The 12,910-nt window shown below is 71.1% G+C and carries 13 protein-coding genes and 1 pseudogene; 11 read left to right on the top strand and 3 right to left on the bottom strand.

From position 1 onward, the window contains the following. The 6 genes and pseudogenes from SSBG_RS12965 to SSBG_RS12940 all read left to right on the top strand — a co-directional run. A pseudogene (locus SSBG_RS12965) lies at nucleotides 1–347 on the top strand (ABC transporter substrate-binding protein); the annotation flags it as partial. Nucleotides 348–448: 101 nt separating this feature from the next. After that, nucleotides 449–1,414 carry an asparaginase gene (locus SSBG_RS12960; RefSeq protein WP_008746593.1) on the top strand — a complete coding sequence of 322 codons (966 nt, stop codon included), beginning with the start codon at nucleotides 449–451 and terminating at the stop codon, nucleotides 1,412–1,414. Nucleotides 1,415–1,466: 52 nt separating this feature from the next. Further along, complete coding sequence (locus tag SSBG_RS12955; protein ID WP_008746592.1) at nucleotides 1,467–2,693, top strand: GNAT family N-acetyltransferase; 1,227 nt, start codon at nucleotides 1,467–1,469, stop codon at nucleotides 2,691–2,693. 129 nt (nucleotides 2,694–2,822) lie between these two features. Beyond that, nucleotides 2,823–4,634 (top strand): bifunctional metallophosphatase/5'-nucleotidase, encoded by a 1,812-nt coding sequence (locus tag SSBG_RS12950; RefSeq protein ID WP_008746591.1) that lies wholly within the window; start codon nucleotides 2,823–2,825, stop codon nucleotides 4,632–4,634. A 170-nt stretch (nucleotides 4,635–4,804) separates the two neighbouring features. Beyond that, nucleotides 4,805–6,124, top strand: coding sequence for an AAA family ATPase (locus SSBG_RS12945; protein ID WP_008746590.1), 1,320 nt, complete (start codon nucleotides 4,805–4,807; stop codon nucleotides 6,122–6,124). Further along, nucleotides 6,121–6,747 (top strand): RloB family protein, encoded by a 627-nt coding sequence (locus SSBG_RS12940; RefSeq protein ID WP_008746589.1) that lies wholly within the window; start codon nucleotides 6,121–6,123, stop codon nucleotides 6,745–6,747. Before SSBG_RS12945 ends, SSBG_RS12940 begins: the two co-directional genes overlap by 4 nt. A 32-nt stretch (nucleotides 6,748–6,779) precedes the next feature. On the opposite strand, the gene SSBG_RS12935 is transcribed toward SSBG_RS12940, so the two are convergent. Together SSBG_RS12935 and SSBG_RS12930 are read right to left on the bottom strand one after the other, a co-directional pair. After that, a complete protein-coding gene (locus tag SSBG_RS12935) occupies nucleotides 6,780–7,505 on the bottom strand; it encodes a dienelactone hydrolase family protein (protein WP_037869653.1) in 726 nt (241 codons plus the stop codon). A 414-nt stretch (nucleotides 7,506–7,919) separates the two neighbouring features. After that, nucleotides 7,920–8,372, bottom strand: coding sequence for an ATP-binding protein (locus SSBG_RS12930; protein ID WP_037869651.1), 453 nt, complete (start codon nucleotides 8,370–8,372; stop codon nucleotides 7,920–7,922). A gap of 415 nt (nucleotides 8,373–8,787) precedes the next feature. Here SSBG_RS12930 and SSBG_RS12925 point away from each other — a divergent pair, with 415 nt between their 5' ends. From SSBG_RS12925 to SSBG_RS12915, 3 genes are all read left to right on the top strand, one after another. After that, entirely contained in the window at nucleotides 8,788–9,666 is an 879-nt protein-coding gene (locus SSBG_RS12925; protein WP_037869650.1) for a helix-turn-helix domain-containing protein, read from the top strand. Continuing rightward, nucleotides 9,663–9,872, top strand: coding sequence for a DUF397 domain-containing protein (locus tag SSBG_RS12920; RefSeq protein WP_008746584.1), 210 nt, complete (start codon nucleotides 9,663–9,665; stop codon nucleotides 9,870–9,872). The genes SSBG_RS12925 and SSBG_RS12920 overlap by 4 nt, the downstream gene beginning before the upstream one ends. 179 nt (nucleotides 9,873–10,051) lie before the next feature. Then, the gene (locus SSBG_RS12915; protein ID WP_037869649.1) at nucleotides 10,052–10,297 is read left to right on the top strand and encodes a DUF397 domain-containing protein; all 246 of its coding nucleotides are present in this window, start codon (nucleotides 10,052–10,054) and stop codon (nucleotides 10,295–10,297) included. A 756-nt stretch (nucleotides 10,298–11,053) separates the two neighbouring features. Here SSBG_RS12915 and SSBG_RS34620 read toward each other — a convergent pair. Beyond that, the gene (locus SSBG_RS34620; RefSeq protein ID WP_234010512.1) at nucleotides 11,054–11,371 is read right to left on the bottom strand and encodes a hypothetical protein; all 318 of its coding nucleotides are present in this window, start codon (nucleotides 11,369–11,371) and stop codon (nucleotides 11,054–11,056) included. A gap of 164 nt (nucleotides 11,372–11,535) precedes the next feature. Between SSBG_RS34620 and SSBG_RS34615 the strand changes: the two genes are divergently transcribed. Both SSBG_RS34615 and SSBG_RS12905 read left to right on the top strand, forming a co-directional pair. Continuing rightward, nucleotides 11,536–12,177 (top strand): hypothetical protein, encoded by a 642-nt coding sequence (locus SSBG_RS34615; RefSeq protein ID WP_234010511.1) that lies wholly within the window; start codon nucleotides 11,536–11,538, stop codon nucleotides 12,175–12,177. A 286-nt stretch (nucleotides 12,178–12,463) separates the two neighbouring features. Then, nucleotides 12,464–12,898 (top strand): hypothetical protein, encoded by a 435-nt coding sequence (locus SSBG_RS12905; RefSeq protein WP_037869648.1) that lies wholly within the window; start codon nucleotides 12,464–12,466, stop codon nucleotides 12,896–12,898. Nucleotides 12,899–12,910: the final 12 nt, after the last annotated feature.

The raw sequence follows: 12,910 nt of genomic DNA, 5'->3' as shown, positions 1-12,910 counted from the left end.
CCGCCGTCGCGGGCCCCGGGGACGCCGACGTCGTGGCGCGGCTCGCGGACATCCTGCGCGACGGGCCGCCCCGGCACCGGTCCTCGGTCCGGCACCTCGGCGTCGTGACACCGGACGGCGTGGAGGCCGACCGGCTCGCGGGGACGATGCTCCAGGAGGTCGCGCTCTCGGACCTCGCGGCGCGCACCGACGAGGAGTTGTCGCGCGGCCGGGCCCGCCTGCTCGCCTACGAGGCGGACGTCTCGCGCCGCCGTCTCGCCCTCCAGCGCACCGCCGACGGGTGCAGCACGGAGATCGCCCGCAGGTACCGTGAGGGAGAAGCGCAAGTAGACGACCTGCTCCTGTGACGCGGCGGTGATCCCGCCGCTCCCGGCCGTGCCGCCCCACCGGGCGCGCGGCCGGGGGCCGAGGGGGCGGGCCGCCCGCCCGGAAGGCCGTACCACCCCCCATGAGCACCACCCCGTCGCACTCCGTCGTCGCCCCCGTACTCGCCGAGGTCGTACGGTCCGGCTTCCCCGAGAGCAGGCATCGCGGCAGCCTCGTCCTGCTCGCCCCGGACGGCTCGGTCCGTACCGCCCTGGGCGATCCGGCCGCGCCGGTCTTCCCGCGCTCGGCGAACAAGCCGATGCAGGCGGCGGCCGTGCTGCGCGCCGGGCTCGACCTGGAGGGCCCCCGGCTCGCTCTCGCGGCGGCCAGCCACTCCGGGGAGCCCTTCCACCGTTCGCTCGTACGGACGATGCTGGACGAGTACGGGCTTGACCCGGCCCGGCTCCAGTGCCCGCCCGACCTGCCCCTCGACCCCGAGGAGGCGGAGGCGTACCTCGCGGCGGGCGAGTCCCGGGCCCGTATCACCATGAACTGCTCCGGCAAGCACACCGCGATGCTCGCCGCCTGCGAGGCCGCGGGCTGGCCCACCGGCTCCTACCTCGACCCCGGGCACCCGCTCCAGCTCCTCGTCCGCGACTGCGTCGAGGAGGCGGCGGGCGAGGAGATCTCCGCGCTCGGCATCGACGGCTGCGGCGCCCCGCTCATGGCGCTCACGCTCACGGGCCTCGCGCGCGCCTTCCGCTCCTTCGTGCTCGCCGAACCGGGCAGCGCCGAGGGCCGCGTCGCCGCCGCGATGCGCGCGCACCCGGAGTACGTGGCGGGCACGCGCCGGCCGGACACCTGGCTCATGCGTGCCGTGCCCGGCGTCCTCTCCAAGATGGGCGCGGAGGCCGTGCAGGCGGTCGCGCTCCCCGACGGCTCCGCGCTCGCCTTCAAGATCGACGACGGCGGCGGCCGGGCCCTGCGCGCCGTGCTCGCCCGCGGCCTGGAACTGCTCGGCGTGGACGACCCGGTGCTCGACCGGATCGGCGAAGTACCGCTGACCGGGGGCTCCGTGGTGGTCGGCGAGGTCCGGCCGACCTTCTGAACGCCCCGGAAAGCGGGTGCCACCGGACCGGCACCCCGCTTAACCTGCCCCCATGCCTCTCGACGTACGCCCTCTCACCGGCCCCGACGAACTCCCCGCCTGGCTCAGGGTCGTGCGCACCGCCTTCCTCGAACCGCCGACCGTTCCGGCGGACCGGCTCGCGGAACTCACCGCGAGCTACGGCGAGTCCCGCTTCACCGGGGCCTTCGAGGACGGCGACTGCGTCGGCACGCTGCGCTCCTTCCCGCAGCGCGTCACGGCGGTCGGGGGCGCGGAGGTGGTGGCGGACGCGATCAGCGGGGTGTCGGTCGCGCCGACGCACCGCAGGCGCGGCATCCTCAGCCGCATGATCGGCGCGGACCTCGCCGCCGCGCACGCGCGCGGCGAGGCGGTCGCCACGCTCATCGCGGCCGAGTACCCCATCTACGGCCGCTTCGGCTTCGGCCCCGCGACGCACTCCCTGGACTGGCGCGTGGCGCTCGCCGCCACCGGCATCGACCGGCAGCGCGCGCTCCCCGCGGGCGGCGGACGGCTCGCCCTCGTGGACGCCGGGACGGCCCTCGCGCAGGGCCCGGCGCTGCACGAGCGCCTCCGCGCCACCCGGCCCGGCGCCATCGACCGGAGCCCCGCCTGGTGGCGCACCCTCACGGGCACCGGCGCCCGCGCCCCCGGCTGGAAGGAGCCGGTGTACGTCCTGCACCGCGACGCGGACGGCACCCCGGCCGGGCTGCTCTGCTACGAGGTGGACGACACCTCCCGCACCGCCAAGGTCCACGACCTCCTCGCCACGAGCCCGGCCGCCCGCCGCGCGCTGTGGACGTACCTGTGCACGATCGACCACGTCACGCACGTCGAGATCTACCACCGGCCCCCGGACGACGTCCTCCCGCTCCTGCTCCCCGACCCCCGCGCCGCGCGGGTCACGCGCCTGGCGGACTTCCTGTGGGTGCGGGTCCTGGACGTCGCAGCCGCCTTCGGGGCCCGTACGTACGAGGCTCCCGGCAGCCTCGTCTTCGGCGTGGCCGACGCGAGCGGCCCGGCGGGCGGCACGTACCGGCTGACAGCGGACGCGGACGGCACGGGGCAGGTCGAGCGGACGGAGGAGGAGCCCGAACTCGTCCTCGATGTGGGCGACTTGGCGCGGCTGTGGCTCGGTGACGGCTCGCCGCTCGCGCTCGCGGAGGCGGGGCTGCTCGACGAGCGCACGGAGGGCGCGGCGGCCCGTGCCGAGCGCGTGCTGCGCACCGCGCGCCGGCCCTGGTGCCCCGACGGTTTCTGAACCGTACGCCTCCCCGTCACCGAACCCCTCGCCGTGCTACGCGCGTTGACCGTATCCTGCCGCCCGTACGGGCACCGCGTCCGTACAGGCTCCGCACAGCGAATCTCCCGAGCGCACGAGGGGACCCCTATGCCCGCCACGCCACCCCGCCCGCACCGAAGAGGCCGCCGGCTGCTGACCGTCGCCGCCGGACTCGCCACCGTCGCCGCGCTGACGGCGGCGAGCCCGGCGGCGGCACACGGCCACCCGGGTCACGGCCACCCGGGTCACGGCCACAGCTCCCGCACCGTGGACGTCCAGTTGCTCTCCTTCAACGACTTCCACGGCAATCTCGAACCCCCCGCGGGCTCCTCCGGCTCCGTCACCGAACTTCAGCCGGACGGCACGACGAAGCCGGTCGCGGCGGGCGGCGTCGAGTATCTCGCCTCCTCGCTCCGCACCGCCCGCAAGGGCCACCCGTACTCGGTGACGGCGGCGGCCGGTGACCTCATCGGCGCGAGCCCGCTCCTGTCCGGCCTCTTCCACGACGAACCGACGATCGAGGCGATGAACAAGCTCGATCTCGACGTCACGAGCGTCGGGAACCACGAGTTCGACGAGGGTGCCACCGAGCTGGCCCGGATGCGGAACGGCGGCTGCCACCCGACCGACGGCTGCTACGAGAAGGGCAAGAAGTTCCGCGGCGCCGACTTCCCCTACCTCACGGCGAACGTGACGAAGGAGAAGACCGGGAAGCCGCTCCTCAAGCCGTACTGGGTGTGGAAGCAGAACGGCGTGAAGGTCGGCTTCATCGGCGTCACGCTCGAAGGCACCCCGGACATCGTCACGGCGGAGGGCGTCAAGGGCCTCGCGTTCCACGACGAGGTCGAGACGATCAACAAGTACGCCAAGGAGCTCGACAAGCAGGGCGTGAAGTCGATCGTGGCGCTCCTGCACGAGGGCGGGCTGCCCGCGAACGGCGCGTACAACTACGACTGCGACTCCCCGGCGGCGGGCGGCGGGATCTCCGGCCCGATCGTGGACATCGCGAAGGGCATCACGCCCAAGGTGGACGCCCTCGTGACGGGCCACACCCACAACGCGTACGTGTGCACGATCCCCGACCCGGCCGGGAACCCCCGCCTGGTCACCTCGGCCTCGTCCTTCGGCCGCCTCTACACGGACACCACCCTCACCTACGACCGCCGCACGCGCGACATCGTCCGCGCGAAGGTGGGCTCCGCGAACCACGTCGTGAGCCGTACGCAGCCGAAGGCCGCCGACATGACGGCCCTCATCAGCCGCTGGAACACCCTGGCCGCCCCGGTCGCGAACCAGGCGGTGGGCTGGATCTCGGCGGACATCCCGCGCGGCACGGGCCCGGAGCAGCCGCTCGGCGACCTGATCGCGGACGCCCAGCTCGCCCACGCGAAGACCCTCGACCCGAGCACGTCGCTCGCGCTCATGAACCCGGGCGGCATCCGCGCGGACCTCGTGCACGCGGCGAGCGGCGCGGAGGGGGACGGCGTCGTGACGTACGGCGAGGCGTTCACGGTGCAGCCGTTCAGCAACACGGTGAACCTGGTGACGCTGACGGGCGCGCAGCTCGTGAGCGCGCTCCAGGAACAGGTCAGCGGCCCGAACGAGGCGTCCCCGAAGATCCTCCAGGTCTCGGACGGCCTCACGTACACCCTGGACCAGACGAAGACGGGAGCGGCCCGCGTCGACACCGCCTCGATCCGCCTGAACGGCGAGCCGGTCGACCCCGCGGCCACCTACCGCGTCGCCATGAACAGCTTCCTCGCCGGCGGCGGCGACGGCTTCACGTCCCTGGGCAAGGGCACGAGCCCCCTGGTGGGCAGCGACGACCTGAAGGCGCTCAACGACTACCTGACGGCGAACTCCTCCGCGTCAACCCCCCTGGCCCCGCCGAAGGCGGACCGCATCACGGTGGTGAAGTAGCGGCACAGCCGGGTCGCCCCGTCCCTGACGCGCACGTGTCGGGGACGGGGCGCTCGCGTGCGGGCGCGGTTCCCTGGCACCCGGGCGGCCCCTCACATACGCTTTGGTTCGTCCAGAGGACGAATAACGGCCTGACGCGACGCGAAACGACAGTCAAGGAGCGTGCACAGGTGCTGCTGCGATTCCGCGCGACGAACCACAAGTCTCTTCGGGACACGACGGAACTCGTGCTGACGAAGTCCGGTTTTGACGCGGTACGCCCGAGAGACGGTGACTGGGGAGCGGTCACCAACCAGGTCGTGGGCCTGTTCGGGGCGAACGCCTCGGGGAAGAGCACGGTCCTGGACGCGATGTCCTTCGCGGCCTTCGCGGTGCGCACTTCCTCGTCCTGGAGCGACCGGGAGGAGATCCCGCACAAGCCCTTCCTCCTCGATGGCGAATCGAGTGCCCAGTCCTCCGCCTACGAGTTCGACTTCACGGTCCATGGCGTCAGGCACGTGTACGGGTTCGAGCTGACCGCCCGGGGCATCGCCTCGGAGTGGTTGAGCAACTTCCCGAAAGGCCGTCGGCGCCTGCTTTTCGAACGCAGCGGGCCGGAGCCTTCGGACATCTCGTTCAGCCGGAACCTCAAAGGGGAGAACGTGCGCACCGCGCGGCTCCTCGGCGGGAAGAACCTTTTTCTCTCCGTAGCCGCCATGGCCAACCATCCCGACTTGAAACGGATTCACCACCAGCTGAGCGGTCACATGGTCTACGCGGATTTCTCCGAGGGGAATCAGACCAGGCGCATGGAAGCGGTGAAGCGGTGGCTGGAAGAAGAGCGATATGTGCGACAGGCGCACAGTCTGCTGCGCTTCGCGGATCTGGGAATCACCCGGGTGAGCCTGGAGGAGAACGAACTGACGCCGGGGTTGCGGCTGGTCGTCAAGCGCACGCTGTCAGCTCTGCACGAGGCGCGCGGGGAAGAGCTTGACGAACCCACCTTCACCGAGTTCATGGAGGGCCAGAAGAAGGCGATTGCTTTCTGGCACGAGGCGGGAGGCGGAGCCGCCCCCCGCAAACTCGATCTGGTGGACGAGAGCAGCGGCACAGTCGCCTGGCTGGCCCTCGCGCTGCCCGCCCTCAGGGAGATCCAGTACGGCGGGACGCTTCTCGTCGACGAACTGGACGCGAGCCTCCATCCCCACCTTGCCTCCGCGTTGATCTCCTTCTTCAAGTCCCCCGAGATCAACCCCCGGGGCGCCCAGCTGGTCTTCACGTCCCACGACACCTCCCTCATGGGGCATCTGTCGGGCGAGAGCCTGGGAGCGGACGAGGTGTGGTTCGCCGAGAAGGGCGGCAACGGAGTCACGGATCTCTACCCCCTCACGGATTTCCCTGTGAAGAAGGACCAGAACATCGAGCGCCGCTACCTCGGTGGCCGCTACGGTGCCGTTCCCTCCCTCGCCTGGGAGGAACTGCGCTCCACCCTTGTGGAGATCACCTCATGAGCCGCCGGCAGATCAGGGGCGGGCAAAAGATCTCCAAGCCCCGCGCCCGCCGCCAGGAACACCGGAAATTCCTCGTGGTCACCGAGGGGACGAGGACCGAGCCGCAGTACTTCGAGAACCTGGCCGCGCTGCTCAACGCGAAGGCCGTCCAGGTGGTGAAGGTCAAACCGGTCGGCATCGGCAGGGACCCCGCCTCGGTGGTGAAGGAGGCGGAACGCCGAAGGCGGCAGGAGCGGAAGGGCGGCGACCCGTTCGACGAGGTCTGGTGCGTCGTGGATGTCGACCGGCACGAGACCTTACCGAGGGCGTGCAAGGAAGCACGGGATCTCGGGATCGAGATGGCGATCAGCTCTCCCTGCTTCGAGATCTGGTTGCTGTGGCACTTCGAGAGCAGGACCCGCTGGATCGACGCGGGCGAACTCAAGAGGCTGTTGGGCAAGCAGGGCTTCGCCGACAAGAACGTGCCGGAGAACTTCCCCTACGGCGAACACGGCTTGGCCGCCGGACGCGCTGCCGCGTGCGAGCCGATCGTCCATCCCCACATGCCGCCGAACCCGTCGAGCAGCGTCGCGTCGCTCGTCGCCTCGCTCGTCCGGGCGCGCGGGGGCGGCCGGACGAGCTGAGTCCCCGGAGCCGCTCCACGGGCGGACCGGCCTCAGGGTGATACCGGCACGCACTCCTCCAGGAGGCGGAGGAGATCGTGCCAGGCGCGGGGGGAGTGCGTGGGGTGGAAGGCGACCCCGGGGACGGTGGGATGGGCGACCGGGGGGTGGGTGAAGGCGTGGTGGGCGCCGCCGTAGACGGTGAGGCGCCAGTCGACGCCGGCTGCCTGGAGCTCGGCGGTGAAGGCTTCACGCTGGGCGGGCGTCATGATCGGGTCCTCGGAGCCGACCCCGGCCCAGACCGGACAGCGGATACGGGCCGACTCGGCGACGCCGCCCGTCATCAGCGCGTTGATCGTGCCGATGGCCTGCAACGGCGCCCCGTCGCGTCCGAGTTCGAGGGCTACGGCACCTCCTGTGCCGTAGCCGATCGCGGCGACGCGGGCGGGGTCGGTGCGGGGTTCGGCCGTCAGGACGTCCAGGGCGGCGTGCCCGATGCCCCGCAGCCTGCCGGGGGCGGCGAGCAGCGGCAGGCAGCGGGCGAGCATGTGCGTGGGCGTGCCGAGGTACTGGCCGCCGTGCAGGTCGAACGCCAGCGCCACGTAGCCGAGTTCGGCCAGGGCCTGCGCCCTGTCCCGCTCGACGTCGCTGAGCCCCGGCCCTTCGGGCCCGATCAGCACGGCCGGTCGCGTCCCGGAACCGCCCGGCAGCGCGAGGTGCCCGCTCATGTGCAGCCCGTCCGCGTCGTACGCGACAGCGCGGGTGCGGATCTCTGTCATACGGGGCACGCTACGAGCCGCGCGGCCCGCTTGGGGGCGGGTTCACCACGGGCGGACGACGGCGGAGCGCGGCCGTACGGGCGCGCTGGGCGCGGAGCCGGGGGCCGCCGCAGCCGTCCGCCTTCAAGAAGTGGCCGTCGTCCCCGCCCACGGCGATTGGACCGGCGACCACAAGAACGACCGCTCCAACGGCGACGTCGTGGACCGCTCCGGCCACTGGACCCACCGCGAGACGCCGCCGCCGCCGGGCGGGCGGGGGCGACCGCGCTCACCCACCCCCTTCGTGCGGGTGCCGCTTGATGAGGACGCGGCAGTCGGTGGCCCGGGAGTAGTCCCCGACCGACTCGGCGACCACCTCCTGGCGCCTCAACTCCGCGCATCGGACGCACACTTCCTCCCGGTCCCGGTCGGCACTCACCCCCGTACCTCCGCCCAGACCCGCTTCCCCCACGGCTTCGACTCCGTCCCCCACTTCGTCGCGTACGTCTCCACGAGCAACAGCCCCCGCCCGCTCAGGGCTTCGGGCCCTGCCGGGCGCGGTACGGGGCGGGCTCGCGAGGAGTCCGAGACGGCGATCTCCGCGCCTCTCCCGTCGAGCCGTGCCACCACGACCCGGATCGTCTCGCCCCGCGCGTGCGTGACCGCGTTCGCGACGAGTTCCGACACGACGAGCGTGGCGGCGTCCGCGAGCGCGTCGAGCCCCCACACCGCGAGCGCGAGCCGCACCAACCGCCGCGCGGGGGCGGCGGATTCGCCGGTGCGGGGCAACACCTCGTTGTACGCGGGCACGCCGACACCGGAGGCGAAGGCGCCGGAGCCGCCTGGGGCGTGGCCGGAGCAGGGCGCGAGGTCGTCGTACTCGTTCACGTCACTCCGCTTTTCGGCGGACAGTTGTACGCCGTTCGGGTGAGGTGGTGGCACGAACGGGCGGGCACGGGCGGGCAGTTCGGCCGGGGGGTCAGCAGGGGCGGGGGTGGGCTTCTGACACATGTGCAGACCTCGACTTGCAACTAGGAACGCCGAGAAACGCGGTCCTCCGCTACCGAACGCACATGCATCGTTACGGAGCCCGCGAAAGGAGTGTTACCCGGCGCACCCGAAACCGGCAAGTGAGTCACCTGAATTCGAAATCGATGGCATATTCGGTTGCGCGATTGCGTCACCTGGCGCGGTACATTCGGGACCGGCAGAGGTGCGGCGTCACCTACGGTTTCGTCAACGCACCTCGCAACTGCCAGACTTCACCCCGTGCCCGTTCACCTACCGGAGGTGTCAGCACCACATGCCGAACCAGAGGGCCGTCCCCACTTTGCGCCGCAGGCGCCTGGGCAATGAGCTGCGACGGCGCCGCACGGCGGCCGGCCTGGAGAGCCGGGCTGCCGCCGAGGCGATGGGCTGGGCCGAGAGCAAGTACTCGCGCGTCGAGAACGCCAAGGGGAGGGTGACCCCGCAGGAGGTCGAGTCGCTGCTCAAGCTCTTCGGCGCGGAGGACCCGCAGGTCGTGACAGCGCTGACGAACCTGGCCAAGGACGCGGGTAAGCGAGGGTGGTGGCGGCCGTACGGTGATGTGCTGGTCGACTCGTACCGGGACTTCCTCGACCTGGAGGCGGACGCGGAGCTTGAGCAGGTCACGGCACCGGGCCTGATCCCCGGGTTGTTGCAGACCGGGGGCTACGCCAGGGAGATCATCGCCGCGACGGGGCTCACGCTGACTCAGGACGAGGTGCACGCGCTGGCCGAACTGCGCCGGGCCAGGCAGGCCATACTGACGACGCGTCCAGGTGGCCAGGCGCCCCTGAGGCTCTGGGCTGTGATCCACGAAGCAGCTCTGCACATGACCTCCGTCGAGCAACCCCACATGATGCGCGAGCAGCTACGGCACCTCTTGGACATGACGGATCTGCCGAATGTGACCATCCAGGTGCTGGACCTCAAGGGGACAGCGAATCCCGGCCTGGTCGGGCTGATCGAGGTCGTTCACTTCCCGGCCCCTTGGCCGACGGTGGTCAACCTGGAGAACTTGCAGGGGAGCCACTTCGTCGAGGGGACCGAAGACGTGAAGGTGTTCGAGGACGCCTTCGCTCGCGTGGTCGCCGCTGCCCTGTCCGTGGACGATTCGCGCTTGAAGATCAGGAACATCATGAACGGAATGAACACGTGACAGCATCCCCGCCCAGCTCCGGCCTGCCGAGCGCCAACTGGTTCAAGTCCTCGTACAGCAACGCGGCCAATAACTGCGTGGAAGCAGCCTTCTTGCCAGGTGGACTCGCCCTCCGCGACTCCAAGGACACCTCCCTCACCCCCCTCCGCTACACCACCTCCCAGTGGGCCGCGTTCTGCGACGGGATCGTTTCCGGCGCCCTCTGATCACCGCACCACCTCACGATGGGCCCTTCTCGGAGCAAGCGGGGAGGGCCCACTGTCATGCCCTCGGCCCCAGGTACGCGAGGCACTGTTGCCGGTGGTCTGTCCAGGTGCTGTCATGGCGCTACGGCTCAGTCGCCAACACCAGCGCGCGATTGCCCTGTCAACGGGAGGGACGCATCATGACCGATCCCGCTCCGCACCTCACCTGGTTCAAGTCCTCGCACAGCAGCGCCGCCAACAACTGCATCGAGGCGGCCTGGTTCACGTCCTCCTACAGCACCGGGGCGGAGAACTGCGTTGAAGCTGCGCCATTGCCCGATGCCATCGCCATCCGCGACTCGAAGGACACCGCGCTCACCTCGCTCCGCTATCCCGCCCCGCAGTGGGCCGACTTCTGCGCCGCGCTCGCCGCCGACGCGCTCTGAGCCACCGCCCGCGTGGGAGGGGTCCACTCGCCTCGCCCTGTATTCGGCCCCAGCGCCCCACCGGCCGGCTGGACCGGGCCGGAGGCGGGGCAGAGCTGCGGTGGGCGTGGCGTGGGACCGTACCGTGTGAAGAGGGAACGACTCGGCGGGCGGCCGGGGGCCGGTCTCAGGGGCCGGTGCGGTCGCCGCCCGGAGGGACCCGCCTCAGCGCTTGCGTTGCAGCGCGCCCCAGCCCCTGGCTTCGGGACCAGGCGATACATCGAGCTCGGGAAGACCGGACCGGACGTTTCCGCCATCGCCCCCGCCTGCGCGAGCTGCGACGAGCCCTGGTCCCTGCGGGATGACACGGTCCGGGCTCTTCCGTGTTCCGCAGGTGGGACCAGCTGTGAAAGTCGGGACCCGGTGTGGCCGTACGGGCCGGGGAAACCGGGACCCCGATCGGCTCGCCCCTTCTTTCAAAGGACTGGCAGAGAGAACCAACCTGCCTTCCGGCCCGCCGTCTTGTAGGTGCGGGACTGACGGGCGGGCGCTCGCGTGGGGGTGCCTGCGTGGGCGCCGGTGCGGGAGGCGTCACTCTGTTGGGTGATAGATCCGGATATCAGAGGGAACTGGGGTTTGGCGGGCATATGCTCCGGCCAACGGCCATGAGAATGACCCCCGTCGGGAGTCACGATCCCGAGGCGGGGGCCGACCACGAGCGAAGCGAGAACTTCCTCGTGGATTACCACAAGGAATCAGACCTTCCCCATGGATGCCTCAGAGCTTATCCGCCGTCGGCGTGCCTCGCGGGGCGTTACGCACGTCCGAACCCGCCTCGACCGCGAGTTCTGCGTCGTCTCCAACGCGTTGGCGCAGCACAGGAACCTGGACTACCTGGCGATCGGCATCGCCACGTACATGCTTTCCGTCCCCGAAGGGACGAAGGTCTCGATCAAGGCGTTGACGGAACGCGACCCGCGCCACGGCGAACACGCCATCGCCGGGGCCCTTCGGCGGCTCGAAGCCGTCGGCTTCCTGCGCCGCGAGACCTCCCGGCTCCCCACCGGCCGCATCGTCACGCGCACCTTCATCCACACGCTGCCGGGGCGGGAGGGGGAGCGGGGCGGAGGGGCCGGAGAGCGCGGGAGCGTCGTACGGGACGCCGGGACGGAGCCTCGGGGCGTGCGGGCCGGGACGGAGCCGCTGGGCGTACGGTTCGAGCCCGCGCGGCAGTGGAGCCGACGGCCGAAACGGAGGCGGTGGCGGCCGAGGCGGCCGGGACCGAGGCGGCCGGGACCGAGGCGGCCGGGACCGAGACGGCGGTGTTCGAGGCGGCCGGGACCGAGGCGGCGGTGATCGAGGAGGCGCAGGCGGAGGCGACGGACCGCGCTTGCGTACGCGAGGAGTTGCGGGCCACGCGCGTACGGGAGACGCCGCGCGAGGAGCCCGTACGGGACGCGCCGCCCCCTCCCGTAGGCCCCGAGCCCCGTACCCATCTCGTCGCCGCCCACGTGCTCGCCACTCCCCATCGCGAGGACCCACGGCTCCTCCTCCCCGAGAGGGACCTCGCGCGGCTCGCTCCGCTCGCTGCCGCCTGGCTGGAACGGGCCGTCGATCGTGACGTGTTGCGGGCCGCGCTCCTCGCGCAGCTCCCGCAGCACATCCACCGTCCCGCCGCCTTCCTCGCGCACCGCCTCGTCACCGACCTGCCGTCGATGCCCACGAAGCTGCCCACCGCCCGCCATTCCTCCGGCCCCGCCCGCACGGCGGCACGGGAACCACGCCCCTCCCCGTGGTGGCACAGCTGCGAGAACTGCGAACGGGCACTTCGCGACGGGCCGGGACTGTGCGGCGAGTGCCGGGACGGGCGCGACGGGAGGCGTCCCGCCGCCGGGTGGTGAACGGAGCGCGGGACCGCCCCGGGCGGTTCGGCGAGGGTCGCCTGCTCCGGCAACTGGCGGGGTGTGCCCGGGGGGTCGCCTTTTTCCTCGACATTTCTCCGCAGATCCCGGCCGTGCCCCGGGGGGCAGATCTCGATGCCGGCCGGAGCCGGATCATGAATTCGCCCCGGATGTGTGGTGGTCACCTTTCCCTCGCAAGCGGAATTTTTGCTTCCCTTGTATTTGCGTCTGCAATGGGCGAGGATCGGAAATCGCGCGGACGAATCGATTGCATGGGGGTAAGGGAATGAAGAAGGTATGGCGCATCGGAGCGGTCACCGCGACCGCTTTCGCTATGGCACTGGGGTTCACCGGCTCCGCTTCCGCCGCCGGTTACGTAGCGAAAGCCGTGAATGTGTCCAGTTCACCCGACTTCACCAAGGTGCACTGCACGAACGTGGCGTACGCGAAGCACAAAGCCGCAGGCCGGGCGTGTTTCGAGCCTTACGGCGACGAGTTCTGGGTGCTCGACATGAGCGCGGACGGCTACTACGTCGAGATGTACGGGCAGGTGGCCGACGGTTACCGCTGCGAGGATCACAAAGGTGCCGCGGCAGGCTGGACCAGGTGCGATGGATTCTCCAGCAAAATACCGGAGGGCAAACGCATGGTGTTCTTCACCGGCGTGATGGACAAGGGAAAGATGGTCTCCAGCAGCACGGACTGGTTCGCGACCACCTGAGATACCCCGCCC

The sequence above is a fragment of the Streptomyces sp. SPB074 genome, assembly GCF_000154905.1.
In the GTDB taxonomy this organism is placed as follows: domain Bacteria; phylum Actinomycetota; class Actinomycetes; order Streptomycetales; family Streptomycetaceae; genus Streptomyces.
This window is presented reverse-complemented; position numbering and strand designations above follow the sequence as displayed.

Excerpts from the sequence above, each read along its gene's own strand:
- SSBG_RS12960 (WP_008746593.1), top strand. The coding sequence starts at position 449 with ATGAGCACCACCCCGTCGCACTCCGTCGTCGCCCCCGTACTCGCCGAG.
- SSBG_RS12955 (WP_008746592.1), top strand. The coding sequence starts at position 1,467 with ATGCCTCTCGACGTACGCCCTCTCACCGGCCCCGACGAACTCCCCGCC.
- SSBG_RS12950 (WP_008746591.1), top strand. The coding sequence starts at position 2,823 with ATGCCCGCCACGCCACCCCGCCCGCACCGAAGAGGCCGCCGGCTGCTG.
- SSBG_RS12940 (WP_008746589.1), top strand. The coding sequence starts at position 6,121 with ATGAGCCGCCGGCAGATCAGGGGCGGGCAAAAGATCTCCAAGCCCCGC.
- SSBG_RS12935 (WP_037869653.1), bottom strand. The coding sequence starts at position 7,505 with ATGACAGAGATCCGCACCCGCGCTGTCGCGTACGACGCGGACGGGCTG.
- SSBG_RS12925 (WP_037869650.1), top strand. The coding sequence starts at position 8,788 with ATGCCGAACCAGAGGGCCGTCCCCACTTTGCGCCGCAGGCGCCTGGGC.
- SSBG_RS12915 (WP_037869649.1), top strand. The coding sequence starts at position 10,052 with ATGACCGATCCCGCTCCGCACCTCACCTGGTTCAAGTCCTCGCACAGC.
- SSBG_RS12905 (WP_037869648.1), top strand. The coding sequence starts at position 12,464 with ATGAAGAAGGTATGGCGCATCGGAGCGGTCACCGCGACCGCTTTCGCT.